This is a genomic window from Bacillus sp. VA13 (assembly GCF_055710085.1).
In genome coordinates this window covers 127,572-153,769 of the sequence record NZ_JBVQPP010000005.1, presented here as the reverse complement: position 1 = coordinate 153,769, position 26,198 = coordinate 127,572, and the positions used below count along the sequence as shown (strand labels likewise).

The following is a 26,198-nucleotide window of genomic DNA, read 5'->3' as shown; positions in this document are numbered from 1 at the left end:
TGCCCATGTTCACAATGGATGACCTGAACCAAATGGACATACAAACACTGACAGACACGCTTGGATCTATTTTTGAACATTCTTCATGTATTGCGGAGAAAGCCGCGGCATTGCGCCCGTTTTCTTCCCTTTCTGACCTTCACCACAAAATGGCCGGCATTGTAAAAGCCGCGGACCGCCGGACACAGCTTGATTTAATCAACAAGCACCCCCGACTCGGAACAAAGAAAACAATGAGCGTTACCTCAGTAAGAGAGCAGCAAAACGCGGGGCTCAGCAAACTTGAACAAGAGGAATACGAGGAATTTCTCAAGCTGAATGAGCACTATTATGAACGCTTCGGCTTTCCTTTTATTTTAGCGGTAAAGGGAAAGACGAAACAGGACATTCACCAAGCCCTGCTGGAAAGGCTTGAGAACGAACGAGAAACGGAGTTCCAGCAGGCTCTTGAAGAAATTTACCGCATCGCCCGTTTTCGGCTGGTGGACATCATAACTGAAAAAGGAGAGACGCAAATGAAAAGAACCATGTCTTATGGCAAAGGAAATGTATTTGCATACCGAACGTTTTTAAAGCCGCTCACAGGAGTACGGCAAATCCCAGAGTCTTCTTTTACAGGGAGAGACAATACTGTTGTCGGCATTGATGTGACATGCGAAATTGGCGGAGATGCCTTTCTGCCATCATTTATAGACGGAGATAATACACTCGTCGTGGCTACAGACTCAATGAAAAACTTTATTCAGCGCCATCTCGCTTCCTATGAAGGGACGACAACCGAGGGATTCTTACACTATGTGGCTCACCGATTTTTAGATACCTATTCTCATATGGACACGATCACTTTGACAGGCGAAGACATTCCGTTTGAGGCGATGCCTGCATACGAGGAGCAAGAACTCGGCACAAGCCACCTCGTCTTTAGAAGATCACGCAATGAACGCGCCCGGTCTGTGCTGAAAGCGGAACGAACCGGGGATACAATAACGATCAAAGAGCAGTACAGCGAAATCATGGATCTTCAGCTCCTCAAGGTGAGCGGCAACTCCTTCGTTGGCTTTATCCGGGACGAATATACGACGCTCCCGGAGGACGGCAACCGCCCGCTGTTTGTCTATTTAAACATCAGCTGGCAGTATGAAAACACAGATGACGCACGTGCTACCGATCCCGCCCGCTACGTCGCGGCTGAGCAAGTTCGTGACTTGGCGAGCACCGTTTTTCACGAACTCGAAACCCCTTCAATTCAAAATTTAATCCATCATATCGGCTGCAGAATATTAACGAGATTCCCGCAGCTCACTGATGTCAGCTTCCAATCTCAAAACCACACATGGGATACAGTCGTTGAAGAGATCCCAGGGTCCAAAGGAAAAGTCTACACCGAACCGCGCCCGCCATTCGGTTTCCAGCGCTTTACCGTGACAAGAGAAGACGCCGAGAAAGAAAAACAAAAAGCCGCTGAAGCATTAGGGAGCCTGAAGGCCTGATGGGAAAGCTGACAACCCATATCTTAGATTTAACCTGCGGCAAACCCGCGGCGAACGTAAAAATTGAATTGAAGCGGCTGGGGGAAGAGGTCATCCTTGTTAAAGAGACATTCACCAACAATGACGGCCGAGTCGATGCTCCGTTGCTGGCAGGGGAAGAGCTGGTGTCTGGAGAGTATGTGATGGAATTTCATGCAGGAGACTATTTTGCGAGTCAAAAAGTGAACACGCCCGATAAGCCGTTTTTAACCATTGTCACCGTCCGTTTTCAGCTTGCAAATCCAGATGCGAATTATCATATCCCGCTTTTGCTGTCGCCTTTTGGTTATCAGGTGTATAGGGGGAGTTAAGGAGGAAGCTCGCCGGTGAGGCGGGCTTTAATATGTTTAGGCGGCTGGCAATACTGCATAAATAAAAACCTTCTCTACTTGAGAAGGTTCCTGGTTTGAAAACAGTAAGAAGCAGTATGAGTCATACTACATGTTTGATTTCTGTTAAGCTTTATCCTAACTGTTTAATAGTTTTTGATTATGCGTATTCTGTCTAGCCTTTAAACAAAATATTCATTTTTTCTTATTTAGACTTAAATCTATGTCGAAAATGATCGTTAGCCATATCTTATACTATCCTCACTGAAGGAGGTGGCAATATGGGTTACTCTAACGGTTATGGTAGCTCCTTTGCTTTGATTGTAGTGCTATTCATTCTATTAATCATTGTTGGAGCATCTTTCTTTGGAGGTTATCCAGAAGGCGTTCCAATTTAACAGTATGTTATAAACACCTCCCTGTTCGGGCTAGACGCCATAAGAAGTCTTTATGGCGTTTTGCTATGTTATTAACTAACGATGTGCTGACAAAGGTTCTGAACCAGGGAAATATAAACATCGTATTAGGTTCAATCGTTTTTGAGACATAAAAAAGACCCTCCGCGTTAGAAGGGATTATAGGAGTAATCTTTCTTCAGGTTTGAAGACGATCTGAAGCAATATGAAATGTGTTTTGGGTTTGGTTCTCTGGTAAGTTAACTATGAAACCACATCCACTAAAGTCAATGACAGCCCAAGAATTATGAACACACTTTTTTACGTTTGAAAACGGTCAGAAGCAATATGGATCATGCTATAAGCTGTTTCTCCGCTTCTCTATAATAGTAGATGGCTTTCATATATTGCTTTTGATCAAACTCATACATCCCTCGGAAAAACAGAGAATAATACGACAAAAGACCAGATATGCCTTTATTTGATGCCTCTATTTTTTCAAGCAGTTCATCAATAGTTGGCCTAATTCGTGTTGTAACTGGTTCCAAATAATCTAGCAAGAGCTGATGCCGGAATTTCATGAGAGAGAAGTAAATTAGTAAATACTATTGACGAATCATTTTATACCATTCATTGATCTTTACGTCAACTTTTGATGATGGCAATACCGGATTCACAAGATCCCTCCTCATATACCATTTTATGTAATATCCTAACATTTCCGATAATATGTATGTCCGCAAAAAAACCGCAAATTAATTTGCGGCAGATTCCATAAACACGCAACAGCTGTTATAGCTTAAAGAAAGAATGGCCTGTAATAAAACAAACCTAACACGATAACTGCCTCTATTATAGAAAGCGACAGTAGAAATGTTTGGTTTATTGTCGTTTTCACTAGCTTCTGTCCAATATAATTGATTAGATAAAAGATGATGAATAAAGTAACAACTGCAAAAATGATGCTCAACAACTTCATTCCTCCTTTTTATAAATATTACCATATTATAGTAGACAACCCATTATATGTAATGGTACCATTGTATTGTACTTTATCACGTGAAGAGGAGTTGAGCAATATGCGTTTTGGATCATTAAGTAAAAAAGTTTTGTTCTCGTCCCTTTTGCTTCCGGTTACTGCATTATCATTAGCCCTTAGCCCTGTTGACGTTAATGCCCAGACACCAAAAGAACCCGCTTACACTGAAAATACATTCACTATTCATAAGGCAAATCAAGCTCTTAGTGAGGCTAAAAAAGAAGTAAACAAGCAACTTGCATCTGGCAAAACAAATGTTGTAGTCAAAAAAGCACTGAATGTACAGGGTGACGGAATTGAACTAGGTGTCAATACTAAGACATCCGGTGAAGGCTCCATCAAAGCAGTACAACAGAAATCATATTCTGGCTACATCGCAAATACCTTTCCAGGGGCAGGATTTAAGCACTCTGTTAGTGGTAAATTCACTTATGAAAAAGGTAAAATTAAAGGAAACAGTTACGATGTCTATTTAACCGGACCACTTTACTCAAAATCTCACTCAACATCAGTTTCTAAATTAGATCCTAGTGTTTGGGAGATTAGGAGTTCCGGGACATTTAAAGCGTTGAAATATACCCCTTTTGAATATACTACAAGAGTAGTTATTGGCCTTTATGGTAGTGGGACATATAGAGTTTTGACTGCTAAAATTAATTAATACTAAACCCCTTTAAGGGGTTTTTTGAGTTACTAAGATTTATTAGGTAATATATCTCTTATCCACTGGTCTAATTGTTTCATTTTCATTTCACCCTCATAGGTCCTTTCTATGGTTCCATTAGGATTTATAAAGACGGACGTTGGAAGATTAAAAATTTCCCATGATCGGTACACTTCCCCTTGCTTGTCTAAAGCAATCGGAAATGATAAGTCGTAACTTTTTATAAAATTTTTCACAGTAATGTCAGATTCTTGAACATTAATTGCAACTATTTCAAACTTATCTTTCTTATAATGATTATATGCATCTTGCATGGCAGGCATTTCATTTTTGCACGGTTCACACCACGATCCCCAAAAATTAACAAGTACAGCCTTTCCTTTAAGTTGTTTTAATTCAATGGGTTCTCCATTAAATTGAGCTAGTTTAAAGTTTGCCGCCGGCTTGTTGACTTGTACGGCTTCCTCGCTGTTTGCTGCAAATAAGTTTTGATACAGTGCAAATCCAATTGCCGTAAAAAGGAGAAACAAAATTAACATTCTAAGCAATAATCTTTTTCTTTTTTTCATGTCCTCACCTCTATAATTTTATTAAATAGGAGCTGATTCAATGGAAAATGTGACTGTATGGTTAGCTTTTGGTGGAGGGTTATTATCATTTATCTCACCCTGCTGTCTCCCTTTATACCCCTCATTCATATCTTATATTACAGGGGTTTCTGTCAATGAGTTAAAAAATAGAAATTCTAAAACACTTAATAAAAATATTGCTATTCATGCAGCATCATTTTTATTAGGATTTTCAATCATTTTTTACATATTAGGATTCTCTGCTAGTTCAATTGGAAGATTTTTCACCGAGTACAAAGATCTTATTAGAATGCTTGGCGGAATTTTTGTGTGTACAATGGGGTTTTTTTTACTAGGCATTTTTCAACCAAAATTCATGATGCAGGAAAAAAGATTTACTTTTCGAAGAGGCAAAATTGGCGTATTAAATTCAATATTAGTTGGCATCATTTTTGCAGCAGGATGGACTCCATGTATTGGCCCGATTTTCGGAACGATCATGTACGCAAACTTTAACAACCCAAACACGATAGATACTTTTATTAACGTAACCGGATATTCGTTAGGTTTTGCCATCCCTTTCTTTCTAATGGCATTTTTCATCGGAAAGGCAAGAGTGTTTCTCAAATATTCAAACCTGCTACTAAAGATAGGTGGAGGTTTACTTGTTATTATCGGCGTACTCTTATACACCAATAAAATGATATGGATAAACATATGGTTTTCAAACCTTACGACTTTATTTCAAAGTTAATATTAAGACGCCAAGCTATTGGCGTCTTTTACTTTGCATTATCTCACAGTAAGTAGGCCTTGACCATAACAACCTTTTTGACCGCCATTTTTCCCACAATATAACCTTAGTGAATATTCTGCCGCACCAGGATTTTTATAAGTATAGTCATAGATGGATGGAGAACTGGTTAGGTTACTGGTCCAAGCTTTACCGTTTTTGAATACAGTCAACTTAATCGTTTTATTGTTGAAAGGGAAAACACGAACTTGTAAATTTTGACCTGCTTTAACTTTAATTCTCTTCGTAGAGTTTGAAGTTTGTGATTTTTGGAGAATAGTCTCCACTTGTGAAGCTGCCGAAGCTGACTCTTGATGCACCATAAATGAACTGAATAAAACTGCACAACCAATTACTACAGAACCTAAAAATTTCTTCATGACTCTAACACCCTTTCGATTTTTAATATAATTTTACAAGTATGTAAAATACTTGAATATGTATACTCTATCATTTTTAAACACCATTATTCCAGAGGATTCTGTATTTTCCACAAAATATACAATTCTTCTACAAGTTCATTGATCATATATTATTGTGTTACAGCCCAACTATTACCGTCCGAAGTATGTTCAGAAAATTCAAATAGCAATTCTAATTTGAGGCGAGTTACCAATAAGATGCATTAAAAGGAGTCAAAATAGATGATTCTATACTTTTTAAAGAGACGAGATTAGGAGAATTTCATGATGTAACCGGAAAGGGAACGTGGATCTATAGTATTTCTTGGACATAATATTTAAGAGGAAGAAGTTGAGTTTGAACTCACCTTCTGAAAGGTGGTTAAAAGATGAAAAATTGGTTTATTCTTGATGGAAATAAAAGCAAAAGAGGAAACATTGTTCCTACGATTTACCCTGACGAAGCTATAAACTTGAGATGGACATTACTATTGCCCAGAAAAATCTTATAGTAACCCTAAAAGGGAGCAACGCTCCCTTTTATTCATTATATTACAGAGTTTTCCGATTTATATGACCCATAAGTTTTTACAGTGCTATCCAACAACTCTTATACGATATGTATACCTTTCACTAACTTCTATAATGATTCAATAACTCCATAATAGTCGAGAAAGAAATAAGGGAATACCCTCTCGATCGTCTAACAGTATGAGAAATCAATTTTTACGTACGGCTTTTAAAAGTTGGACTCCCTTTTTCTACCATTCTATTCTTCTAGTCCTGCAAGCTGACCGCATAAATAATCCCGGTATACCCGCTCAAATTGCCTGCAACCTTTCTTCTATGCTTCACCTGTAGGGTGCGGGTTTTCTAAAAACAGCGTTTTGAGAGCAATCGTCATTCCTGGGGTGCAGCAGCATTTGAGATAGTGATTGATTATGCGTTCTCTCTTACACTTTTAGACAAAATATTCATTTTCTCTTTTTTAGACTTAAATCTATGTCGAAAATGATCGTTTGGCATATCTTATACTATCCTCACTAAAGGAGGTGGCAATATGGGTTACTCTAATGGTTATGGTAGCTCCTTCGCTTTAATCGTGGTGCTATTCATTTTGTTAATCATTGTTGGTACTTCTTTCTTTGGTGGTTTTTAAGCTTTAACTTTGCCTAGCACCTCCGTTTTATGAGCACCTCCCTGTTCGATAGACGCCATAAAAAATTTTTATGGCGTTTTGCTCGTTTATCTGACAAATGTTTCTTAATCAGAGAAATATAAACATTTGCTACAAATCTGCATCTTTAAAATATCCACAGTGTTCACCCTAATATAACCGCTTTGAAAATCTTTGTTCCCACTGGGTGAGTCCACAACGCTCCAGCAAGAGACCGGCAATTGATCCTTCGGCTGCTCTTTACATATATGACAATTCGAAAATAAATTGATTAGACTAATAAGCCCGGCTTTTAAAAACCGGACTCCCTTTTCCCGCAGCTCAACTCTTTTCTAATCCTGCAAGCAGACCGCATAATCCCGCCATACCCGGTGCAGCGGCACAAATTCCCCGCCAGCCCTTCTTCTATTTCTTCATCTGTGGGATGCGGGTTTTCCTCGAACAGCGCTTTGAGGGCAATCGTCATGCCAGGGGTACAGTAGCCGCATTGGAAGCCCCCTTCTTCCAGGAAAGCGGTTTGGCAGATATCCAGTTCTTCTTTTTGAAGTCCCTCGATGGTTGTAATGGAATGGCCGTCCACTTGATAAGCCATGGTCATGCACGCATTGGCCAGCTTTCCGTCGATTAGGATGGAGCACGCTCCGCAGCGGCCGATTCCGCAGGACACCTTTGTCCCGGTCAGCTGAAATTCCATTCTAAGCAGGTCACTCAGACGTGTCGTAGGAACGGCTGCAACCTCCCGCTCCTGCCCATTCACGGTCATTCGGAACTGTTCCTTTTTTACAGGAAATGGTCCAGCTTCTTTTACGTCCATTGCTTCATCCCCTTTCTGTCTATCTCGTCAAGCAGCTCTTCTCTTGAAATCGGCAGCTTGTTTATCCAGCATCCGACCGCATCGTGCACTGCCTTTACAATCGCTGGGGTGATGGCAATCGTTCCGATTTCGCCTACACCGCGCGGGCCGTGGGAATCGCCTTCCATCAGCTCTTCTAACGCAGTCAGCTTCATTTCGGGAACATCCTTCACGCCGGGAATGATATACTGATCGAGATTTTCCGCCGCATAACGGCCGTCCGTCATTTTAGCCTCCTCCATCAGCGTATAGCCGAGTGCCATAACAGCGCCGCCTTCGATTTGCCCTCGATAGCCCTGCGGACTGACAACCGGCCCTGCCGCAATAGCGTGCTCACAATCTATCAATTTGACATCGCCTGTTAATAGATCAACCTCCACCTCAACAGCCGCCGCGCCAAATGAGTAGAGAAAATGGCCGCCTACCACAGGATCAGGCGTTGTCGGAAAATCGAATGCTGTTTCCTCTACCAAAGGGCCTTCTTCAGCCAGCTCTATATACGTCACCACGAGCTTCTTTGAGTTTTGGTCACGCAAGCCCTCGGCACCAAGAATAAGGTTTTCCGCTGAACAGCCGCTCCATTCTGCCGCCCGTTTTTTCAGCTGAGAAAGAAACGGCTTCTTCAAACGCCGGATCGCGTGCCATACCATGCTTGTGCCGCGGGATGCTGTGGATGAGCCTGATTTTGGTACTATTGCGGTATCCCCAATGACAATGGAAATATCCTCCGCAGCACAGCCCAGCTCCTCGGTGACAATATGTTCGATTGCTGCTATAATACCCTGTCCGCATTCTTCAAATCCGAACGAAGCCGTAATTTTGCCGTCACTTGAAAGGGACAAACGGCCTCCTGCCGCATCCATTCGTCCATACCCCAGCCCGCCGCCGTGCATTGTGATTGCCGCTCCCGTGCCTCTCCGTATACACCCGGAGTTCTGGTGTTTTCTTGTAAGAATGGGAGATTCAGAAATGGCATTCAACACCTGCGCCGCTCCGTCAGTCGGTGCAATCCGGTGCTCAAGCGGCCCCAAGTCATGCGGTTTTCTGATATTTTTTCTTCTCAGCTCCAGCGGGCCGATGCCGAGCATGCCGCTGAGACGATCTAGATGGGTTTCGAGGGCAAATGTGATTTGGTTGCCGCCAAAGCCCCGAAATTCACCCGCCACCCCGTTGTTCGTAAACACAGATATCCCTTCAGTCCGGATATTTGGAATACGGTAAGGCCCCGCGGCGTGCTCGACAGAAAAGTCAAGAACAGCCGGTCCGAGTGTAGCGTAAGCGCCTGTGTCCGCCACAATTTTCACATCATGAGCCAAAAGTTTCCCCGCATGATCCGCACCCGTTTTTATCGTAATCTTCATCGGATGGCGTTTAATGCCAGAACGTACAGATTCCTTTCTGGTCTGATGAATTTTGACGGGAAGTCCGCTTTTCAGTGCTAAAAGAGCGGCATACGGCTGGATATTCAGCTCATCCTTCCCGCCGAACGAGCCGCCCATCGGACTCGACACAACCCTGATCTTTTCTTCAGAAATGTCAAAAATACGGGCAAGCTGGAAACGGTCTTTATAGCCATGCTGCGTTCCTGCATACATCGTAAAGCCACCATTGTCTTCAGGAACGGCTACGCCTCCTTCCGTTTCCATATACGTATGCATCTGCCGCGGCAGCTCGTAGGTTTCTTCAAGGATCGTGCCAGATGCTTGAAATCCTTCTTCAACATCGCCGTGTGAAAAACATGCGCGATGCAGGATATTCCCGTCCTCGTGCAGTTTTTGCGCGTCCGGCCGAAGCGCTTTTTCTGGTGAATCAATGACCTCCAGTTCTTTATACTCAATACGAATCAGCTCCAGCGCCGCTTCCGCGATTTCCTCCGTTTCCGCAGCAACTGCGGCGACCGCATCTCCGACGTACCGTACCCTATCCGTACATAAAACCGGCTGATCAGGGATGACAATGCCAAATCGGTTTAAACCGGGAACGTCTTTATGAGTGACAACTGCCCGCACACCTTCCATTTCTTCAGCTTTCATGGTGCAAATCGACACGATCTCCGCATGAGGATAAGCGCTTCTCAGCACTTTGCCATACAGCATTCCTGGAAAGCTGAGATCGGTCATATATTTCAGTTCCCCTGTGACCTTTCCTCTTCCATCCGGCCTGATTCTTGACGGTTTGTTGATCATCATTTATTCCCCTCCCTCAGCCATCAGCTCTGCCATGATGACGTTGGCAGCGGCTTTTTTTCTGTATGCCGCTGACATAAAAGCATCTGCGGCAAACGGCAGCTCACGGATAAGCGTTTCGTAAAGCTCGTGCGGATTCCACCCTGACGCCATCCATATCGCTTCGCTTTCCATTAATCTTTCCGGTGTAATATCGGCATGGCCAGCGGCGAGGCTAATGCCGCCGTCTTTCAAAAAACGTCCAGCTATAACCGCAACAGCTCCAGTAAAAGCCTGGCGCCTCCCAAGCTTGCGGTAAAACACTCGCTCTCCCTCCGCACGAGGGATGATGACACGCGTAACGATGGCAGTTTCAAAGTCTTCATCTATGAGCCAATCGCCAAGCGGTAGCCTCATCAGCTCCTTTTGGTACACGATAAGCTCAGCATCAAGCACAAGCAGGAGGGGAAGCAAATCCCCGATTTTACTCGCGATGTTGCCGCCAAGCGTGGCCCGGCTGCGGATTCCGGGTGCAGCAACAGCGGAAGCAGCTTCGCTGAAACAACCAAGCGCACTTTTAATTAGGGAGTTCTTTCTGCATTCACTCAGTGTTGTAAGCGCCCCGATCGACAGGTGGGTGTCACTGGCGCTGATTCCTCTCATCTCGTTGATTCCTTCAAGACTGACGAGATGCTGTTTCGGAAGAATCCCTTTGTCCCACTGAAGCTGAAGCAGCGTGCTGCCCGAGACGGCACACACATCTGGTGCAAGCTGCTCCAAAAGTGAGTAGGCTTCATCTAGCGCTGCCGGCCTCCATAATTGAATATTCATCCTTGCTTTTGTCACTTGGCCATTCAAACCATCAACCTCCTCACCATGTCGTATTCCTCCGGTGTATCAATGTCTTTCAACTCCGAGCTTGCCTTTGCCTCCAAAACGGCTCCTGTTCCGAGCTGCCCGCTTTTCAAAAGACTGCGAGCCCCCTCATCTCCCTTTAACTCCTTTACATAAGGAAAACAAGCCGATGAGAAATAGATTGGCGGGGCGAACGCGCCTAAAGACGAAGACACGGCAAATGACTCAGGAGCCATTGCCACAAGGGCATTGAGATGATTGACGGAAAGCTGCGGCTGGTCGGCTAATAAAATGACAACCCCGTCCGCTCCCATGCTTTCTGCTTTTCTCACCCCGCTGCTGACTGAATGCCCTTGCCCTTTTTCAGCTTCTTGACAAACGTGCAGGCTCCAGCGTTTTCGAAAAGGCGGCGCGTGATATGGCGCCCCCATCCACTCATGGGAAGCACGTTCAGTTCTCTCGATGATCAGCACGTGATCAAGGCGGGACAAGAGAGCGGTTTTCAAAGAAAGCGACCCAATGGTTTCTCCCTTTAACGGCAAAGCCAGCTTGTTTTGCCCCATCCTTTTGCTTTTGCCGGCAGCGAGAAACACTCCGATCATATAGGGGCTTCTCATACAACCGCCAGCCGTTTTCTTGTTTGAATGATTTCCGCGACAACGCTGACGGCAATTTCCTCGGGGCCTTCCGCACCGATCTTCAGCCCGACCGGACTGTAAAAGTGAGCCGGTGGCTGTTTTTCATTCAGCAGCCGCTTCGTACGGTTTGCCGAACCCAACAGTCCGATATAATGAAGATTTTGAGAAAATAAGAAGTCGATGATCGCTTGATCGTGCTGAAAATGGTGGGTTGCCACAACAGCTGCATCATGCGGGTAAAACTGAAATTCACTCAGCATTTGTTCCGGAAAAGCAGTGATCAGCCGATCCGCTTTTGGGAATAGAGAGGATGTGCAATAAGCGGGGCGCCAATCTGTCACGATAACAGAAAACCCTGTATCAGCCGCCAAATTGGCAAGCGGCACAATATCCGGCCCTGCTCCAAACAGAATGAGACGCGGCTTCGGTTCAATTCGCCGAATAAACATGTTGGTTGATGAATCAAAATGCGGTAAATGAAGCGTTGAAGCGGTACGTTGAATGTCTTGCGGAGGCGCGTCCGGCCAGTTCCCAAATTGCCCGTTCTCCGACAGAAATATATAACGGGAGGAGTCGAGCTGCGTAACGGCTGTGACAGCTTTGCCTGAATGAAGGCAGTCCCTCACTCTTTCATAGTGCCGTCTTTTTTCCTGAGTGATTCGCTCCGCATGAATATGAATTATGCCGTTGCATCCGGCTCCCATTCCCCAGGAAAGATCGTCCTCCGCCCGCATGTCATATGGAATCAGCACTGACGTCAGCTGATCGCCCAGTTCACTAATTCTGTGGAACAAATCTTCTTCCACACACCCGCCGCTCAGCAATCCGACCCGTTCGCCATTTTTCTTAAAGAGCATAGAAGCGCCTGCTTTTCGATACGATGAGCCTTCCACTTGAACAATTGTCGCAAGCACAGCCTCATCCTGATCTTCCAGGAGCGCATCTAACACCATGTGCAAATTTCCCAATGCTGCATCCCCCTCTCAAAAATCGCTGTAAGAAACAACAAGTTCAGCATGGTTTTATAGGTAACTTGTATAAAGAATAGATGATGGAAGGAGAAATGACTCATGCTTCGTCAGAAAATGCAACACAGAGAAAGAGGATTTGTAAAAAGAGTCAAACAAAGAAAAACAGATTGGAGAAAAAGCGAAATCAAATCACTAAAAAAGCTTGCGGCGTTCCGCAAGCTTTTCTTTATACCGCTGCCTGGCGGCCAGCGTTTTCATACACATCAAGGGCTGCCTGGAGGGCTTTTCCTGCTTCGATCCCTGCGCCATGTCTCAGCAGTACAGCCTCTAACCCGGCAAGCACGAACAGCACGTTTTCTTTCCTGCAGCTGTAGCCCATCGTGCCAATTCTCCAGATCTTTCCCGCCAGCGGGCCGAATGAGCTGGCGATTTCGATGCCGAATTGCGCCAACAGCATGTGGCGGACAGACTCGCCGTCAATGCCGCCGGGGATTTCTACACAAGTGACAACATGCATTTTACAGCTGTCATCTCCAAACAGCTTCAGCCCCATTGCCCTAATCCCAGCTGCTAATGCGGTCTCATGGTGGCGATGCCGCTCAAAACGGGCTTCAAGACCTTCTTCAAGCACCAGCCTGACACCCTCACGCAAGGCGTACAGCATCGTCGTCGCTTCTGTATGATGATTGAGCCGTCTTTCGCTCCAATAATCCTCAAGCTGGCTCAAATCAAAATAATTGCTTGTGATTGGCCGGTTTCCCGAAAGCGTTGTCCTGTCAGCTTGTGTCGCAATCCCGCGCTCCACCTTTTTACGCGCCGCAATCACATCCGCCACCCGCTCATTATATGTAATCGGCGCCATTCCCGATGGAACAGACAAGCACTTTTGTGTGCCGCCGATAGCCGCGTCAATCTTCCAATCATCGACTTTAACATCGCAGCCGCCAATCGTCGCAACTGCATCGACAATAAACAATGCATCCTCGGCTCGGCAGGCTTCGCCGATGGCTTTTAGCGGGTGAATCCGCCCTGTCGATGTTTCCCCATGCACCATTGCCACAATTTTCGGCTTCACTTTTTTCATTTCCCGTATGATGTCATCTGGGTCAAAAACCGTTCCCCATTCACACTCAAGCGTATGAACATTCGCCCCATACCGCTCGGCAATTTCAGTCAGCAAATAACCGAAGCGGCCATAAATTGGAATAAGCACATCATCTTCCGGCTCAATCACACTCGCCAGCACCGCTTCGATTCCCGCCCGTGAAGTACCGTCAATCGGATATGCCCAGCGGTTTTTCGTTTGGAACAGCTCCCGAAGCATCTCCATTGTTTCATTCATGATACCGGTAAACGCTGGATCAAATTGCCCAACAATCGGGGTACTCATCACTCTTAATACACGCGGATCAACCTCAACAGGCCCCGGCGTCATAATCGTTCTTAACGGGGTACATAATTCTTTTCTGCCTGACACAGCCATTCCTCCTTTATCAATAAGCCAGTTTGTATAATAAATCAGTCAATGCGCGGACGCCGATCTCAAGCTGTCTGGCTGAAGTATATTCCTTCGGAGAGTGGCTGATGCCGCCGCGGCTTGGCACAAACAGCATACAAGCCGGATAGCACCTTCCGATCATTTGTGCATCATGCCCTGCTCCGCTCACCATTTCTTCACAGCTGATCCCGTTTTCTGCCGCTGTTTCAAAAGCCGCAGCCTTCAGCCTTTCATCCATCGGCACAGGCTCTATCCGCATATATTCATCGATCATGGCGCGAATTCCTTTTTGATGGCAAATGCCGTTGATCAAAGCAGCCATATCTTCATGAAATTGCTCCAGCACGTGCTGATGCTGATGGCGAATATCGATTGAAAACTGCACGCGGCCCGGTATGACATTGGCTACATTGGGCTCTGCCGTTATTTTTCCGCATGTCAGACGAAGCTCATCCGGCTGCTCTTCCGACCGCAGCAGCAGTTCATGAATGATGCGGCTGCTGGTTGCAAGCGGGTCCTTGCGCCATTTCATGGAGGTGGTTCCCGCGTGATTGCATTCCCCCTCCAGCGTGACGAGATATCGCCTCTGCCCCGCAATACTTGTCACAATGCCGAGATCCCGTCCTGACATTTCCAATGTCTTCCCCTGTTCAATATGAAGCTCAACAAAAGCACTGATATCTGTCCTATACGCTGACTGAAACACGCCTTTGCCAAAGCCGTTCTCATACATCGCAGATTGCAGTGAAACTCCTGATTCGTCTCTCGGTTCTCCCGCATCCTGTACTGAAAAAACGCCTGTCATATTCCCCGATCCCCAATAGGTCATCGGGAAACGGCTCCCCTCCTCCTCACATAAGGAGACCGCTTCGAGTGTTTTTTTCGGCGCTCCGTACGTTTCTTTGAGCTGATTTATCGCGAGCATCGCCGCTAGAACGCCATAGGCGCCGTCATACTTTCCCCCATTGATGACAGTATCGATATGTGAACCGGTTACAATCACTTCATCCGGAGACTGGGTGCCCGAAAGCCTTCCAAAAACATTGCCGACATCGTCGAATCTTGTTTCAAGCCCGAATGAAGACATTTCCGTTTTGACTGCGAGCTGCGCGTCCATCCACTCTTTTGTATACAAAAGCCTCGTTACGCCGCCGTCCGCAGATGCGCCGTATTGGGCGAGCCATTCAATATAATCTGTGATGCTGTTTTTGACTGATAGCTTCTGCTTTTCCATGTACTCCCCCCTCTGGCCGTTATGGTGACTTCATTATAGAAGGAGGAACTCGATAGTTCATTGACAGAATAACCAAAAAAACGTTTATTTTTTAGTCACAGTATCTATCCAGCACCATAGCAAACAGAAACCTCCCTACCTCGCAGTGCCATTTTCATTAAAGTCAAAAGAAAACACAGTAAGGGAGAGAGCCAAAATGCAACAATGGATTAAAGAAACAGCAAGAGGAAAGGGGGCAAAACACCTTTCATATGAACAAGCCAAGCTTGCGGGAGAAGCGATGTTTTCCGGCAAAGCAAGCGATGTACAAATCGCGGCATTTCTGGTCGCAGAACGGATCAAAACAGAAACGTCGGACGAAGCAGCAGTGGATCAAACAATGAGCCCGGCCGGACAGGCAGAAAAAATCAAGACGATTCTCAGCGGCAGCGAGGAAGCCGGATTAGACTATGAAAGAAAGCAAGTCATCATGAATGCGGGACTGCGTTACTATTTATTCGGACATACCACATCAATTGAAGAAGGAACAGACCTTGCCAAATCTCAGCTGAAGCAAAAACGGGGCCTAAAGATATTGGAACAGTGGATATCCGCCCCCTCCAAAGGAACTAATTTACAATTTTAATGAAAAATATACAAAATGACACTTCTATCCTTGATTTCATTTTTAGATAATAGACATGATCTGATAAAAGGAGGGCAAGTGATGACAAAAAGAACAAGGTTTCTGCCGCTCGTCTGTGTATTACTGATTTCCGGATGGTTTGCGCCCGCCGCATCAGCAAGCCCGCAAACCGCATTGAGCCTGAATGACCGATTAGCATCTTCCCCTTCAGGAACCGTGGGCCTTCTCTCATTAGCCGCTCCCGCTGCACCCTACACTGACACAGATACCTATTATGAAGGGGCTGAAGGAAAAACAGGAGAATCGCTAAAAAGCGCCCTGCACCGCATCGTCAGCGGACACACGATGCTGTCCTACAGCGAAGTATGGAACGCGTTGAAAGAAACCGATGAAGATCCGGCAAACCCGAATAACGTCATCCTGCTCTATACGAATGAATCGCGGTCGAAAAACCTGAACGGCGGCAATGTCGGCGATTGGAACCGCGAGCATGTCTGGGCGAAATCTCATGGCAATTTTGGTACAAGCAAGGGACCTGGCACCGACATTCACCATTTGCGCCCGGCTGACGTTCAAGTCAACAGCGCCAGAGGAAATATGGATTTTGACAACGGCGGCACTGAATATGCAAAAGCGCCAGGAAATTATTATGATGGAGATTCATGGGAGCCTCGCGATGATGTAAAAGGCGATGTGGCGCGCATGCTGTTTTACATGGCTGTCCGTTACGAAGGTGATGACGGCTACCCTGACCTTGAGCTTAATGATAAAACAGGCAACGGCTCAGCCCCTTATCACGGAAAACAATCTGTCCTGCTTGAATGGAATAGGCAGGACCCGGTTGATGACCGCGAGAGAAAAAGAAATGAAATCATTTATGAGAAATATCAGCATAACCGCAATCCATTTATTGACCACCCTGAATGGGCTGACGACATTTGGCCGTAAGAAAAAGGTGCTCCTGTTTAGGAGCACCTTTTCTAATACACAGCCTCTTCTGTCTCCGCATCGAAAAAGACGGCGTGATCCATTTTCACTGCCAGCTGGATCGAATCGCCTGCGGCGATTCGCGTGTTTCCGTCCAGGCGGACCTTGAGCCGCTCGCCCCCAGACGTGACATGTACAATTTGCTCTGATCCCAGATTTTCATTCACTTCCACCTTCGCTTTAAACACTGAATCAAACAGCTGATCATTTTCAGTCATATGTGTGATATGCTCCGGCCGGACGCCGGCAATCATCTGCTCGCCGGCATATCCCTTTTCTTTAAGCCGCTTCGCTTTTTCTTCAGGAATATGAAGCCGGATCGAAGGGTTTGTGAAAAACAGCTCGCCATGGTGCTCTTCAATGGCGCCTGTCAGAAAGTTCATTCCGGGGGAGCCGATGAAGCCTGCGACAAACAGATTTGCCGGGTAATGATAAATGTCATGAGGTTTCGCCACCTGCTGGATTTCCCCATCATTCATCACGACAATCCGATCGCCCATTGTCATCGCTTCCGTCTGGTCATGCGTGACATAAATGATGGTTGCCTCTAAACGCTGGTGCAGCTTGCTGATTTCTGTCCGCATCGTCACTCTCAGTTTTGCATCCAGATTGGAAAGCGGCTCGTCCATTAAAAAGACCTTCGGCTCCCTTACGATCGATCTGCCAAGCGCCACCCGTTGCCGCTGTCCGCCAGAGAGCGCCTTCGGTTTTCTCTTCAGCAAATGTTCAATCTCTAAAATTCTAGCTGCCGCATGAACCCGCTCAGCAATTTCCTGTTTCGCCATCTTCCTAAGTTTTAATCCGAACGCCATATTATCAAATACCGTCATATGCGGATAAAGCGCATAGTTTTGGAATACCATCGCAATATCACGTTCTTTCGGCGGGAGATCATTGACCCGTTCCCCATCGATGAGGAGGTTTCCTTCAGAGATGCTTTCCAGCCCCGCCACCATACGCAGCGTTGTCGATTTTCCGCATCCTGACGGCCCCACCAGCACCAAAAGCTCCTTATCCTTTACATCTAAATCAAAGTCCTTCACCGTTAATTGGGAGTGATATGATTTTTTGACATGTTCAAATGATAATGCAGCCATCAGAAATTCCCCCTATCTTTTGATCTGTTATTTCGTCACTGGAAACAACTTGGTCTTTCTGTTATTTTTAGAGTAATCGATTCCTATTTTTGCTATATTTCTAAAATAAAAAATGTAAATTTGTATTATAACGTCATAATACATTATAATATGAATAATAGGTTAAAAGGAGGCTACCCTTTGTTAAACAACGGAAGTTCTACACCTTTATACATTCAGCTAAAACAAATCATCACTGATGACATCAAAAAGGGCGTGTATTCCCCAACCGCCAAGCTGCCTACTGAAAACGAGCTTTGCAGCAAGTATAATGTCAGCCGCATTACCGTCAGGAAAGCCATTCTCGATTTAGTTGAAGAAGGCTATCTGATCCGGCAGCAAGGAAAGGGAACGTTCGTTAAAAGCCCTAAATTAAAACGAGAGCTGATTGCAGTAAACGGCTACTCGGAATTTATGGAATCAACCGGCAAAAAACCGAAGCATCAGGTGTTGTCCCATGAGGTCATTCCGGCGGCAAAACCCATTGCCGAAAAGCTGCAAATCAATCCCGAGAGCCCTGTCGTTGAATTAAAACGGATTTTATATAACGATGATCAGCCGCTCACCTTTGAAGTGACACATTATCCGCTGGATTTGTTTCCCGGCATTGATACCTTTATTGCTGACGGCGTATCCATGCATGATATTTTGCGACAGCAATACCAAGTTGTGCCCACACACAATACGAAGCTATTAAATGTTGTATATGCCCAGCAGGAGGAAAGCAAATACCTGGATTGCGATATAGGGGATGCGCTATTTGAAATCGATAAAACGGCTTTTACATCAAACGACCAGCCAATCTACTGCTCATTGTTTTTGATGCACACAAACCGTGTTACTTTTACCATCAACAGCCCCTACACATAACAGGCATAAAAAACGAGACACTGCTTATAGTATTCTCGTTTTTTCACTGCTTCCCCCATCCTCCAAGCGAAAAGGATGGCCATAGCCGAAAGCCCCGTACACGCCGCATGTTTTTGCAGCCGTTTCCGCCGCTTGGCGCAAAGCATGTGTCATATCCTGCTTCTCGCAAAAAGCAGTCAAGAAACCCGCTATAAATGAATCTCCCGCTCCAAGTGTATCTATTATATCAGTTTCCACAATCGGCTGATGATAGATTCGATCACCCGCAGACAAGATCGCCCCTTGGCCCCCGCGGGTCATACATACAACTTTCGCTCCATACTTATGAGCTTTTTCAGCAAGCTCTCCGCACTCTGACTCACTCAAATCGCTGCCTGAAAAAAACGCATACGTCACATAAGGACAGACCTTCCTCAAATAATTATCCTCCCGATTGGTTGAAAAATCAAAGGAGACCGGGATCAGGCTGCACAGCTGCGGAAGGTCGTTCTCAAGTCTGCTGTACACGCTGGTATGCAGCAGATCATGCCCGCTGATAAAGGATACATCTTTCTCCTGAAACACAAGCCGGAGCCGGGACTGAATGCCGCCTTTATTTGATCTGACAAAAATACGGTCCCCCTGTTCATCAAGGGTGACAATCGCCATTCCGTTTTCTCCGTGCGCCTGGCGAATATAATCCGCATTGACCTTCTCCAATTTCAGTACGTTCAAAAGATGTGCCGCGGCTTCGTCATTGCCGACGATTCCGATATAGGAAGCCTCGTGCCCTAGCCGTCTGGCAAGCACTGCGACGTTTAAGGCATTTCCTCCCGGGTAGAACGTTTCTTGGTCCTGATAGTAATCTACAACGTTATCTCCAACCGCAATCAATTTCATTGTGCTTCCTCCTTTATCCTTTTACACTTCCGCTTGCAATCCCGCGGACAAAATATTTCTGCATAAATAAAAATAGAATAATAATCGGCGCAGCCGAAATCGTTAATCCCGCCAGCAGGACGCCCCAGTCTGTCTGCAGTGCGTCTCTGAACTGCATCAGCCCGGCTGGAATGGTCCGCAAACTCTCATCATCTATGAAAATAATCGCAAACATAAACTCATTCCACGTATGGTAAGCCGTCAAAATGCCGGATGTCACCAAAATCGGCACGCCCATTGGTAAGAAAATTCTGAAAAATACTCCAAAACTCGTACAGCCATCTAAATAAGCCGCCTCCTCCAATTCTTTGGAAATAGAGAGAAAATAAGAGCGGATCAAAATGATGGTGAACGGGATCCGGTAAGCAGCATACGGCAGGATTAACGCCCAATACGTATTGTAAAGGCCCAGCGACTGAATAATAGAATAAAGCGGCACAAGACTGACCTGCGGCGTCAGCATCAAACCGCCAAGACAAAGCACCAAAAAGAATCCTTTTCCTTTAAACTCAAACCGGGAAAGGCCGTACGCCGCCCATGCACTGATAAAGACGGTGATCACACACGTAAGCGACGTGACGATGACACTGTTCATAAAATAAGAAGAAATCCCCTGATTCCAGGCGGACACAAAATTTTCCGGATGCCACGAAGACGGCAGCGACCAGCTATGTTCAAAAATATCGTCCGAGTTTTTAAAGGCGCTCATCACCATCCATAGAAGCGGATAGGCGATCGCAATCAGATAAAGAAACAGAAAAACCCACACAGACGTTTCTCCGATGTACCATTTTCGTCTAGGCTTTCTTTTCATCTCAATGTGCCGGTCAGGCACAGGCTCCAATCTGAACGAATCTGTCTTCTTCTGAGGCAGCATCTGTTACTCCTCCTTTCCAGTTTTAAAGAACTTCATTTGCATGAGCGACAATGCGAGCGTAATGATTAACACAACGGTGGCTATCGCTGAGGCATAGCCCATCATATCCTTTGTAAAGGCGCTTTTATATAAAAACGTGCTTAAAACTTCTGAAGCGTTTCCCGGCCCGCCGCCTGTCAATATGTACGGTTCATTAAATACCGTAAAGGCGCCGGTCAGCGTCATGACCACCGCAACAAAAGACATCTCTTTCGTCTGGGGAACGGTAATATGAAAAAACTGCTGAATTTTCCCCGCGCCGTCAAGCCGGGCCGCTTCATACAGTTCATCCGGTATTTTTTGAATCGACACAATGTACAGCATCGCAATATAACCGACAGATTGCCATTGAGACACAAAAATAACAGAAAGCATAGCCGTGCTGTCCTCCCCGAGCCAGGCTCTCGTCAGCTGATCAAGACCGACCGCCTGAAGCAACTGATTCAAAAGCCCCGTCTCAGGGTTGTAAATAAAATCAAACAAAAGCGCGATCACCGTCATTGAGATGACAACCGGCAAAAAGAAAACAGTACGAAAAAACGGCGACCATTTTCTGACCAGCTTATCCTCAAGCACCGCCGCCAAAATCAAACCGCCAAATACCTGGCATACAATTGAGATCACTGCGTAAAGCACATTATTGGTAAGTGCCTGATAGAAGACAGGATCATGAAATAATTCAACATAGTTTTTCAATCCGATAAACGTTTTTTCCGGAGAAAAAGAGCTCCACTGAAACAGGCTGAGGAAGACATTCTCAAAAATCGGGATATAAACAAAAAGTAAAAAAACGAGAGCGGGCACCAAAAACAAATAGGGGATTATTTTATTCTGATTGACCAAGGATATCTCATCTCCTTTATAAAAAGAAAAGGTGCGAAGTTTCACCTTTTCTTTGATTTATTCAGCTGACGCTCTCACTTGCTTCGCTGCTTTTTGAACAGCTTTCATCACCTGCTCCGGTGTCATGTCGCCGCCAAGCATTTGCTGGACGCTCGTTAAGTACGCATCTGCGATTTCAACATCGACATCCATATCAAACCATGGAACCATTGATTTGGCATCAACAATTTGCTGAACCGCTTCACGCTGAATGGCTGTAGAATTTTCTTCGGTAGCCGTTCCTTGCACCGCGCTGTATTTCCCGACATCTTTGACGAGCTTTTCACCCATTTTTTTCGACGTCAGAAACTGCAAAAATTCCATCGCTTCCTTCGGATGTTTTGTTTTTGAGGCAATCATGAACCCTTCCGGCGCTCCCGTTAACGCTTCTGATGATCCTTTTTGCCCGCTGATTTCAGGGAATGGGAACATCCCCAGATTCACCGGTTCAACCAGCTTGATTTCCGCTGTTTCTGCATATATCATCGCCGACTTTCCGCTCTTAAATTGCTGTCTTACATATTCGTGGTCGACGGAGTTTACATGTTTATTGAAGTAAGGCATCAGCTCCTGAAGCTTTTCAAGTGCTTTTACATAGCCTTCATCAGTAAATTCACCCGTTTTGGCGTTATAGTCCTTTTCCCGTGTTTTTTCATCGACCATCCGCTGATTGAGCGTGCCGATATAGTGCGAGATTGTCCAAGTCGCCTTTGTTCCGAAGCTAATTGGTGTGTAGCCATTTTCTTTCAGCTTCTTTGACACATCGATTAATTCATCCCATGTCTTCGGAGGATCAAGGTTCAGCTTTTTAAAAATGTCTTTATTATAAAAGAATGATTTAGCGTCCATTTGCCATGGCACGCCATATTGCTTGTTTTCATAAGTAAATGGTGTAACTTGCGATTGAACGAGCTGTGATGACCAATCTGTATCACTTTCGTAGTAGGACGAAAGATCAAGTGCCTTATTGCCTCTGATGAATTTAAAAGCAAACTCGTCACTCCAAGAGAAGTAAATGTCAGGAGGGCTGGTGGTTCCCAGCATGACCTTAATTTTATCTTTATAAGAGTCGTTCAAAACGGCTTCAATTTGAATGTCGATATCCGGATGTTCTTTTTCAAATTCCTTAACAACCTCTTCAAAATAACTTTTTTCCGGCTCCTTCGGCCATCTGTGGAAAAATTTCAATGTCACCTTTCCGTCCGATGAACTGCCCTGGCTCGAACAGCCCGCAATGGTGAGCATACTGACAGCTGCAATGATCAAAAACAACAACATTTTCTTCAAAGGGTTGGCCTCCTCTGGACATTAGACTATAATGTTATATAACATTATAGTCTAATGCATAATGGTTCCTCAGTTTCAGATCAATACTCAACTTTCCACATGTATCTTCTATGAGATAAAGGATGATTTCTCGCCTCTGCCAGCTCATCCGCATAGCTTCTCAGTACACGGTTGAGAACGAGCGGAGCAAGGTAGCCTTTAACTGAATCGTCAATTGCAGTGAAGTCGTAAGATGCGGCATCAAGCACTGTGAGCTTTTTGCCATACTTTTTCGAGAAGGTAAGCGCCCGCTCTTCAAGAGGTCTAGTTTCATCTAAACCGAGCAGGATGATAAACGGCACGGATTCATCAATAATTTCAAACGGTCCGTGAAAATATTCTCCGGCATGAATGGCGTGGGAATGAATCCATTGCATTTCCATGAGAATGCAGATGCTGTAGGAGTAAGCGACACCGTAGTTTGCACCGCTTGCCATTGTATAAATAATGCTTTCTTTTTCATGAGCTTTTGCGAATTGCTGTGCGTTGTCACCTTCCTGCTTAAGGGCTTCTTCATACACAGCCTGCAATTGATCTAAACCTTCAATTGCTTGTTCAAATTTCGTATTGTTTTCTAATACTTGCAGGGTGCCGAAAACGATTTGATACAGAACGCCATAGTTCGTATTGATCGCAAGCGCCTCGTCACCCCAATCGTACTGGGCAACATATTGTGCTTCCTGCGCTAAAGGAGACTCTGGTTTATACGTCATCGCAATCGTAAGTGCGCCTTTGCCCCTTGCAAACGCAGCAGCTTTGACTGTTTCCGGGGTATTTCCCGAATGCGAGCACAAAATAACAAGAGACTTTTCACCAAGCTGAACAGGGTTGCGCTGAATAAATTCATTAGAGCTGTAAAGGTCGGAGTTGATTGATTTTGACTCCCTGTCAAACACATATTTACTCGGATACATAATGGCCGAAGACCCTCCGCATGCGACAAAGAATACATGGTCAATGGTTTTCCCTTTCAAATCCTGCAAGAAAGCTTGAACCTCACGATTTACTTTTGCTGTGGCCTGACTCAAATCCTTCACTCCTCATTTTTATTATATAACGTTATATAACATTATATATTGTTATATTAAAGTCCACGGCTATGATTGTCAATATTATTTTCTGAAATTTCTCAATAATTTACTCAGATGATAGAAAGGTCTATCTGCGGAAAAATGCCCAAATCAAAAGCCAGAACTTCACATAAGCTCTGGCTTCGCTGTTCAATCCGCAGACTGACTTCTTATTTAAAAAATACCTTGTCTATATTGTACTTCGAGTGCTGTGTATTGATGATATATGTTTCGTAAATTTCTCTTTCCATTGGATCTTCAACTACACATACTTCAATTTTATATACTTCGTCTCTGTGATGTTTGATCGGTGAGACAGTATCTTCAAAATGCTTCTTAATTCTCTGTCTTAACTTTCTAGCTTTACCGACAAACAGCAGCTCGTCATGAATGTTATAAAACATGAAGATGCCGCCTTTATCCCTTGGTATCTGGTGAAAGTCGATGAATCCGTAAATCGCCTTTATTTTCGGCTCGTTACCATTAGCTGACTGCTGTCGTTCGGTGATGGTGACATTCGGTGCAGGTATATCAATTTTTATCAAAATCAGTTCACGTCCTCTTTTTCATTAAAGGTAAATGCTAACACAGACAGAAAAGAAAAGCTAGAACAGCTTTACTATATTTGTTTGTTATGCTTTTACTTATTATGCAACGCTCCGGCTAGATCATAAGGGCTAAGGTCGATTTCTGTCTGTTTTCCGAGAACTAGCTTTGCGAGCTCTGATCCCAAGAACGGCCCCATCGTTAATCCCGAAGCGCCTAAACCGTTAGCGGCAAAAAGGCCTTGAACGTCCGGTACAGCGCCAACAACCGGCAAAAACCCTGGTGTAAACGGCCTGAAGCCCACTCTTGTTTCAATGGCAGCAGCATCAGCAAGACCCGGTGCTGACGCTAGCGCTTTACTCAATACTTCGTGCTGGCCTCCGGCTGTCACACGCAGATCATCTAGATCGGCATCGTTTTCGTGTGTGGCGCCAGCTACAATTCTGCCGTTATCAAACGAAAGAATGTACTGATCGTTCGGCGGCATCACAACCGGCCACGATCCTGTATCCGGTTTCGTCATTTCAAAATGCATAATCTGCGCTTTCTGAAAGGACACTTGAAAATGAATGCCAAGAGGTTTCATGACCTCATTGGCCCATGCCCCCGCTGTCACAATTACCGCGTCAGCCGTAAACTGCTGTGTGTCTGTTTGTACACCGGTGACCATTCCATTTTCAAAAAGCAAGGACGCATTTCCTTTGATGATCTTTGCGCCGCGTTTCTCTGCAGCGCTTAAAAGGGACCCGCACAGCGCTCTTCCGTTCACACGGGCGGCACCGCTGATATGAACTGATTCATAACCGTCAGCTAAAATCGGAAACAGCTTTTTCGTTTCACTTGCGGACAAGCGGGTAATGTCGCCGATCTCCGGCGCATCCTCCCGTCTCTTATACGCCCGCTCCTCCATCTTATCAAGCTTTGCCGCATCAGTATGAATGCTGATGGCACCGACACGCTTATATCCTGTATCCGTTTCTCCGTCTTCCTCCAATTGATGGATTAAATCCGTATAGTACCGTGCTCCTCCCTTGGCAAGCTGATACCAATCCTGATTGCGGCGCTGCGAAAGCCAAGGACAGACAATCCCTGCTGCCGCATCAGTCGCTTGACCAGGTTCCTTCCGGTCAATCACCATGACCCGGGCACCCAATTTGACAAGATGATAAGCCGTCGACGCGCCAAGAATCCCTGCACCGACGATGATGTACGATTTCATATGCAAACACCTTTTCTTTTATAATGTCTATTCATTTTACCAAATAGAGTGCTTCCCTTCGACCTTTAGCCCCAATGTGAAAAAACCGCGAAGTTCGTCCAATCTCTTCACTCTCCTATCGAATATCCTATCACTATCAATAGAGAAAGGATGATACCATGAGCGAAAATCGTCATGAAAATGAAGAAAACCAAAAGCGCAATGTATCAGTTGCTAAAGTTGAAAACAGCGGCAATGCAAAAGTCGTAGTCAACGTGAATACAGATCAGGATCAGGCACAGGCACAGTCTCAAGACGGAGAAGAGTAATGAACGAGAATATCATTCCTATCAACAGACATACTCAAGAGATGCCTAACAATGGATCTATGATCGAAAACAGCGGCAACTCAGAGGTCCATATCGATATCCACATTGATACAATGCCGATCGCCTTTGCCATTTTATGCTCTGCATTAGCCGCAAAACAGATGTCAAAAGAGGAATTTGACACGGCTTATACTCGTTTACAAGAGATGAATAGGGAACATAACAGCAATACATCTGTAAAACAAATCATCAATCAGGAGATCGAAGAATAAGAAACCGCGGCCC

The 26,198-nt window shown here is 45.2% G+C and carries 28 protein-coding genes and 1 pseudogene; 11 read left to right on the top strand and 18 right to left on the bottom strand.

Annotated features, from left to right (window positions below; genetic code table 11):
• Nucleotides 1-5: 5 nt before the first annotated feature.
• The 3 genes from pucL to AC0C66_RS18385 all read left to right on the top strand — a co-directional run bounded on the left by pucL (nt 6) and on the right by AC0C66_RS18385 (nt 2,256).
• Nucleotides 6-1,490: a factor-independent urate hydroxylase gene (pucL, locus tag AC0C66_RS18395; protein ID WP_472973672.1), complete on the top strand. Its 1,485-nt coding sequence runs from the start codon at nt 6-8 to the stop codon at nt 1,488-1,490.
• Nucleotides 1,490-1,840, top strand: a complete 351-nt coding sequence (gene uraH / locus AC0C66_RS18390) for a hydroxyisourate hydrolase (RefSeq protein ID WP_072182305.1) — start codon at nt 1,490-1,492, stop codon at nt 1,838-1,840. The genes pucL and uraH overlap by 1 nt, the downstream gene beginning before the upstream one ends.
• A gap of 299 nt (nt 1,841-2,139) precedes the next feature.
• On the top strand, nt 2,140-2,256 hold the full coding sequence (locus AC0C66_RS18385) for a YjcZ family sporulation protein (RefSeq protein ID WP_003240909.1): 117 nt from the start codon (nt 2,140-2,142) through the stop codon (nt 2,254-2,256).
• Between the two features lie 356 nt (nt 2,257-2,612).
• Here AC0C66_RS18385 and AC0C66_RS18380 read toward each other — a convergent pair.
• A pseudogene (locus AC0C66_RS18380) lies at nt 2,613-2,930 on the bottom strand (aspartate phosphatase); the annotation flags it as partial.
• 258 nt (nt 2,931-3,188) lie between these two features.
• On the opposite strand from AC0C66_RS18380, the gene AC0C66_RS18375 reads away from it, so the two are divergent.
• Nucleotides 3,189-3,953 (top strand): hypothetical protein, encoded by a 765-nt coding sequence (locus tag AC0C66_RS18375; protein WP_240510054.1) that lies wholly within the window; start codon nt 3,189-3,191, stop codon nt 3,951-3,953.
• A gap of 32 nt (nt 3,954-3,985) precedes the next feature.
• Here AC0C66_RS18375 and resA read toward each other — a convergent pair whose 3' ends face one another.
• On the bottom strand, nt 3,986-4,525 hold the full coding sequence (resA, locus tag AC0C66_RS18370; protein ID WP_014115056.1) for a thiol-disulfide oxidoreductase ResA: 540 nt from the start codon (nt 4,523-4,525) through the stop codon (nt 3,986-3,988).
• Between the two features lie 40 nt (nt 4,526-4,565).
• Here resA and AC0C66_RS18365 point away from each other — a divergent pair, with 40 nt between their 5' ends.
• A complete protein-coding gene (locus tag AC0C66_RS18365; protein WP_014115057.1) occupies nt 4,566-5,279 on the top strand; it encodes a cytochrome c biogenesis CcdA family protein in 714 nt (237 codons plus the stop codon).
• Between the two features lie 38 nt (nt 5,280-5,317).
• On the opposite strand, the gene AC0C66_RS18360 is transcribed toward AC0C66_RS18365, so the two are convergent.
• A complete protein-coding gene (locus AC0C66_RS18360) occupies nt 5,318-5,698 on the bottom strand; it encodes a hypothetical protein (RefSeq protein ID WP_041521061.1) in 381 nt (126 codons plus the stop codon).
• A 1,081-nt stretch (nt 5,699-6,779) separates the two neighbouring features.
• Between AC0C66_RS18360 and AC0C66_RS18355 the strand changes: the two genes are divergently transcribed.
• The gene (locus AC0C66_RS18355; RefSeq protein ID WP_003222857.1) at nt 6,780-6,878 is read left to right on the top strand and encodes a YjcZ family sporulation protein; all 99 of its coding nucleotides are present in this window, start codon (nt 6,780-6,782) and stop codon (nt 6,876-6,878) included.
• Between the two features lie 310 nt (nt 6,879-7,188).
• On the opposite strand, the gene pucE is transcribed toward AC0C66_RS18355, so the two are convergent.
• The 7 genes from pucE to allC form a co-directional block, all read right to left on the bottom strand.
• The gene (gene pucE, locus AC0C66_RS18350; protein ID WP_072182705.1) at nt 7,189-7,710 is read right to left on the bottom strand and encodes a xanthine dehydrogenase subunit E; all 522 of its coding nucleotides are present in this window, start codon (nt 7,708-7,710) and stop codon (nt 7,189-7,191) included.
• On the bottom strand, nt 7,701-9,938 hold the full coding sequence (gene pucD / locus AC0C66_RS18345) for a xanthine dehydrogenase subunit D (RefSeq protein WP_088679751.1): 2,238 nt from the start codon (nt 9,936-9,938) through the stop codon (nt 7,701-7,703). The genes pucE and pucD overlap by 10 nt, the downstream gene beginning before the upstream one ends.
• The gene (gene pucC / locus AC0C66_RS18340) at nt 9,939-10,772 is read right to left on the bottom strand and encodes a xanthine dehydrogenase subunit C (protein ID WP_061187996.1); all 834 of its coding nucleotides are present in this window, start codon (nt 10,770-10,772) and stop codon (nt 9,939-9,941) included. It abuts the gene before it with no gap.
• A complete protein-coding gene (gene pucB / locus AC0C66_RS18335) occupies nt 10,769-11,386 on the bottom strand; it encodes a xanthine dehydrogenase accessory protein PucB (protein WP_079288336.1) in 618 nt (205 codons plus the stop codon). The genes pucC and pucB overlap by 4 nt, the downstream gene beginning before the upstream one ends.
• Nucleotides 11,383-12,375, bottom strand: a complete 993-nt coding sequence (locus AC0C66_RS18330; protein WP_327816455.1) for an XdhC family protein — start codon at nt 12,373-12,375, stop codon at nt 11,383-11,385. Before AC0C66_RS18330 ends, pucB begins: the two co-directional genes overlap by 4 nt.
• Nucleotides 12,376-12,604: 229 nt before the next feature.
• Nucleotides 12,605-13,855 carry a (S)-ureidoglycine--glyoxylate transaminase gene (gene pucG / locus AC0C66_RS18325; protein ID WP_090557126.1) on the bottom strand — a complete coding sequence of 417 codons (1,251 nt, stop codon included), beginning with the start codon at nt 13,853-13,855 and terminating at the stop codon, nt 12,605-12,607.
• A gap of 16 nt (nt 13,856-13,871) precedes the next feature.
• The gene (gene allC / locus AC0C66_RS18320) at nt 13,872-15,110 is read right to left on the bottom strand and encodes an allantoate deiminase (protein WP_472973671.1); all 1,239 of its coding nucleotides are present in this window, start codon (nt 15,108-15,110) and stop codon (nt 13,872-13,874) included.
• A gap of 196 nt (nt 15,111-15,306) precedes the next feature.
• Between allC and AC0C66_RS18315 the strand changes: the two genes are divergently transcribed.
• Entirely contained in the window at nt 15,307-15,735 is a 429-nt protein-coding gene (locus tag AC0C66_RS18315) for a hypothetical protein (protein ID WP_472973670.1), read from the top strand.
• 81 nt (nt 15,736-15,816) lie between these two features.
• Entirely contained in the window at nt 15,817-16,683 is an 867-nt protein-coding gene (locus tag AC0C66_RS18310; protein WP_014115066.1) for an endonuclease I family protein, read from the top strand.
• 32 nt (nt 16,684-16,715) lie between these two features.
• On the opposite strand, the gene AC0C66_RS18305 is transcribed toward AC0C66_RS18310, so the two are convergent.
• Nucleotides 16,716-17,819 carry an ABC transporter ATP-binding protein gene (locus AC0C66_RS18305; RefSeq protein ID WP_472973669.1) on the bottom strand — a complete coding sequence of 368 codons (1,104 nt, stop codon included), beginning with the start codon at nt 17,817-17,819 and terminating at the stop codon, nt 16,716-16,718.
• A gap of 180 nt (nt 17,820-17,999) precedes the next feature.
• On the opposite strand from AC0C66_RS18305, the gene frlR reads away from it, so the two are divergent.
• On the top strand, nt 18,000-18,728 hold the full coding sequence (gene frlR / locus AC0C66_RS18300; RefSeq protein ID WP_472973668.1) for a transcriptional regulator FrlR: 729 nt from the start codon (nt 18,000-18,002) through the stop codon (nt 18,726-18,728).
• Nucleotides 18,729-18,752: 24 nt separating this feature from the next.
• On the opposite strand, the gene AC0C66_RS18295 is transcribed toward frlR, so the two are convergent.
• The 7 genes from AC0C66_RS18295 to AC0C66_RS18265 all read right to left on the bottom strand — a co-directional run bounded on the left by AC0C66_RS18295 (nt 18,753) and on the right by AC0C66_RS18265 (nt 25,605).
• The gene (locus AC0C66_RS18295; protein ID WP_061187988.1) at nt 18,753-19,607 is read right to left on the bottom strand and encodes a fructoselysine 6-kinase; all 855 of its coding nucleotides are present in this window, start codon (nt 19,605-19,607) and stop codon (nt 18,753-18,755) included.
• A 13-nt stretch (nt 19,608-19,620) separates the two neighbouring features.
• Nucleotides 19,621-20,523, bottom strand: a complete 903-nt coding sequence (locus AC0C66_RS18290) for a carbohydrate ABC transporter permease (protein ID WP_472973667.1) — start codon at nt 20,521-20,523, stop codon at nt 19,621-19,623.
• A 3-nt stretch (nt 20,524-20,526) separates the two neighbouring features.
• The gene (locus AC0C66_RS18285) at nt 20,527-21,405 is read right to left on the bottom strand and encodes a carbohydrate ABC transporter permease (protein WP_003222831.1); all 879 of its coding nucleotides are present in this window, start codon (nt 21,403-21,405) and stop codon (nt 20,527-20,529) included.
• Nucleotides 21,406-21,462: 57 nt separating this feature from the next.
• Complete coding sequence (locus AC0C66_RS18280) at nt 21,463-22,731, bottom strand: ABC transporter substrate-binding protein (protein WP_014115071.1); 1,269 nt, start codon at nt 22,729-22,731, stop codon at nt 21,463-21,465.
• 80 nt (nt 22,732-22,811) lie between these two features.
• Nucleotides 22,812-23,798 (bottom strand): fructosamine deglycase FrlB, encoded by a 987-nt coding sequence (frlB, locus tag AC0C66_RS18275; protein ID WP_326198190.1) that lies wholly within the window; start codon nt 23,796-23,798, stop codon nt 22,812-22,814.
• Between the two features lie 212 nt (nt 23,799-24,010).
• Nucleotides 24,011-24,385 (bottom strand): nucleotide excision repair endonuclease, encoded by a 375-nt coding sequence (locus AC0C66_RS18270; RefSeq protein WP_472973666.1) that lies wholly within the window; start codon nt 24,383-24,385, stop codon nt 24,011-24,013.
• 95 nt (nt 24,386-24,480) lie between these two features.
• Nucleotides 24,481-25,605, bottom strand: coding sequence for an NAD(P)/FAD-dependent oxidoreductase (locus AC0C66_RS18265; protein ID WP_072183529.1), 1,125 nt, complete (start codon nt 25,603-25,605; stop codon nt 24,481-24,483).
• Nucleotides 25,606-25,763: 158 nt separating this feature from the next.
• Here AC0C66_RS18265 and AC0C66_RS18260 point away from each other — a divergent pair, with 158 nt between their 5' ends.
• Together AC0C66_RS18260 and AC0C66_RS18255 are read left to right on the top strand one after the other, a co-directional pair.
• Nucleotides 25,764-25,913 (top strand): hypothetical protein, encoded by a 150-nt coding sequence (locus AC0C66_RS18260; protein ID WP_003240873.1) that lies wholly within the window; start codon nt 25,764-25,766, stop codon nt 25,911-25,913.
• Nucleotides 25,913-26,185, top strand: a complete 273-nt coding sequence (locus AC0C66_RS18255; protein WP_003222817.1) for a hypothetical protein — start codon at nt 25,913-25,915, stop codon at nt 26,183-26,185. Before AC0C66_RS18260 ends, AC0C66_RS18255 begins: the two co-directional genes overlap by 1 nt.
• The last annotated feature ends 13 nt before the right edge of the window (nt 26,186-26,198 follow it).